At 56.3% G+C, this 2883-nt stretch carries 3 protein-coding genes; all 3 read left to right on the top strand.

Features of this window, described 5'->3' with window-relative positions:
* The coding region (locus AB7F49_RS39275; protein ID WP_428533428.1) for an FAD-dependent monooxygenase at window positions 1–764 on the top strand (764 nt) is incomplete at its 5' end.
* 81 nt (window positions 765–845) lie between these two features.
* On the top strand, window positions 846–1928 hold the full coding sequence (torT, locus tag AB7F49_RS39270) for a TMAO reductase system periplasmic protein TorT (protein ID WP_428533425.1): 1083 nt from the start codon (window positions 846–848) through the stop codon (window positions 1926–1928).
* A 48-nt stretch (window positions 1929–1976) separates the two neighbouring features.
* Window positions 1977–2883 (top strand): ABC transporter permease (locus AB7F49_RS39265; RefSeq protein WP_428533422.1); only part of this gene is annotated, 907 nt, incomplete at its 3' end.

Genomic DNA, 2883 nt, shown 5'->3' with positions numbered 1-2883 from the left:
TGGAGAATGGAACGCGACATGCCGCCGATTTAATTATCGGCGCCGACGGCGTGAATTCTGCGGTCCGGAATTCTCTGGGACTTACAAAATCGGTCATAAATTTACGCGACGGTTGCGGACGATATCTTATTCCGCGAAGGCCGGATGATCCGGTTGAAAAATCGCTGGAGTACTGGAATGGCGGACGTCGGGTGGGCATCGTGCCAGCCAGCCCCAATGAAGTTTATGTTTATCTCTGTTGCCCCGAGAGCGACGTTCAAGGCCAAAAATCCCCCGTCGATCACGAATCCTGGATCAAGTCTTTCCCGGCCTTGAAGAGGTTTATCGAACGCGTCACGGACAATGGTCGTTGGGCGTCCTTCAGCGATGTGACTTGCCATACCTGGCACAAGGGCAAGGTTGCAATCGTCGGCGACGGCGCTCACGCGATGTCTCCCAATCTCGGTCAAGGCGCCTGCGTCGCCATGCAATCCGCCTTTGTCCTCAGCCGCGACTTGGCCGGCAACAAGGATGTTCCGGAAACCTTGGCGCGATGGGAAAAAGCCCAGCGTCCCGTTGTGGACGCCACCCAGCGGTTCTCGCGACTCTACGGCAGGATCGGCACGCGCTGGCCGCGCGCGTTGCTTGATCTGAGATCTGCGCTCGTCTGGGGAATCGGACAATCCGCCGCGCTCCAGCGCCGCATCAATGTTGCGGCGCACAGCCAGATTCCCCGCAAAACGAATGCAGGAGCCATCGGAATCACGCCGCATGTCAGCCATTGATAGGCGAAATTGTCGAGAAGCTGAATGCGAAACTGAACGGTTGCGTGTGTAGGTCTTATTCCAATCAAGCGGAGAGTGCTTATGAAAATGGCTATGATCCGTCTTTTCTACAAAGCGGCCTTATCGGCAATAATGATAACGACCGCGTCAAGCGCCTTGCAGGCTTGGACGATTGATGCCGTTCGAACCGAACCTGCCTTTGATCTCTCTCAAAAAAATCTTGTTTCCACAAAATATACGTCCCTTGAGCCTTCAGCGATCACCAAGAAATGGAATGTCTGTCTCCTGCTTCCGCACACCGACAATCCCTTCATGGTGTCGGTTCTCTACGGGGGCATCACCGAAGCTCAACGTCTCAAGATCCAGCTGGAGGCAAAATCAGCCGGCGGATATGAAAACGTTGCAAGACAGATCGACCAGGTCGAAAGCTGCGTAACGCGAGGCGCGCAGGCTATCGTTCTGGTGTCCGTGTCCCGCACAGGACTGAATGATGCGATCGCCGCGGCCGCGGCGCGCGGCGTGGTTGTCATCGACACGATCAACGGCGTGACTTCTGACAAGATCACGGGACGCGTCGTCACGTCTTATGGCAAAATTGGAGAAACCTTCGGCAAATATCTCGCCGGGAAACATCCCGCCGGCTCCGGAAAAGTGAAAACGCTCTACATGGCGGGTCCGGCCGGCGCGAGCTATGTCGGCTTCATGGAATCGGGGTTTCGTGATGCGATCAAGGGCTCGGATATCGATGTCGTTAAATCGCTGTATGCCGCCAGCAGCAAGGCAGCCCAGTTCCCCGTGGTTGAAGACGGCCTGCTCGCCTTCCCGGACGTAAAATATGTCGTCGGGAACGCTCCGGCGATCGAAGCCGCCTACGATATCCTGCGCGACAAAGGCCGCAAGAATGTGGGATTGGTCGCAGGCTTCGTCACGCCGCAAACGCTCGCCTTGGTTGAAAGCGGTGACGTGGAAGCAACCGTGTCTGCTTCCGAAGTGATGCAGCCCGCCATGGCGATTGATCTCGCCGTTCGGGCGCTGGAGAAGAAACTGGAAATCAAGGACGTGGCGCCCAATTCCTTCATTATCAGTCGGGACAACATCAAGACCTTCGACAAGAACGTTACCATCGCGCCGGCCGGCTGGAAGCCGGTATTCAATGTAGATTGATGCTGCGGACCAGCCACCGGCATATCCCGCCGGTGGCTGGCCTTTGCGTTGGGCAGGCGCAAAATGAATAATCAGGAGAGGTCGCAAACGACCCTCCATGCTGAGCGTATTTCTCAGCGCGACAAATATGACCCGCGGGGAGCGAAGATGAGGGAAAACGATACGCCACGTGCGCAATCGGATGATATTTTTCAGACGACCAAGAGCTTTTTCGTTGCAGTCGGCATTCTCCCATTTTTACTCGCGGTGGCATTTCTTATTCTGGGTCTCATCGAGCCGCGCTTCTGGTCCGCAGAAAATATCTTCAACGTCTTCAGGCAATCCAGTTACCTGAGCGTCGTGGCAATGGCTCAGTTGCTCGTGCTGCTGACGGGCAATTTTGACCTTTCGGTGGGTTCGAATATCGCCCTGGTGAGTGTCGTGGCTAATCTCATCGCAGGCGACATCATTCTGCGCTCGCCCGATTCAACGATTCTCGCCATGACACTCGGCGCGCTTGGAGGTCTCGCAGCCGGCACCATTGTCGGCGTCGTCAACGGCATTGGCGTCGCCTACATGAAGGTTCACTCCTTCATCATGACGCTCGGAACCATGTCGGTTGCGCTTGGAGTGGCGCTTCTGCTCTCAAGCGGCATGCCGGTTTCGGGTATGCCGCGCGATTTCGGCCAGATATTTGGCTATGGTCGGTTCCTCGGCATCCCGGCCCCGGTCATTGCAACGCTGTCAATTCTGGTTCTGCTCTATGTGATGCTGAATTGGACCAGGTTCGGAAGGCATATCTATTCCATCGGCAGCAATATCCAGGCATCGCGGCTTTCCGGCATCGATACTCAGCGTCACCTCTTTTGGGCGCATACCCTCTGCGGAATTATCGTGGCCTTCGCGGCAATCCTTCTCACGGCGCGCGTCGGCACCGGTGAAGCTCACATGGGCAACCAGTTTGCGCTGTCCTCCA

The organism is Pseudorhodoplanes sp., assembly GCF_050250235.1.
Taxonomy (GTDB): Bacteria; Pseudomonadota; Alphaproteobacteria; order Rhizobiales; family Xanthobacteraceae; genus Pseudorhodoplanes.
This window is presented reverse-complemented; position numbering and strand designations above follow the sequence as displayed.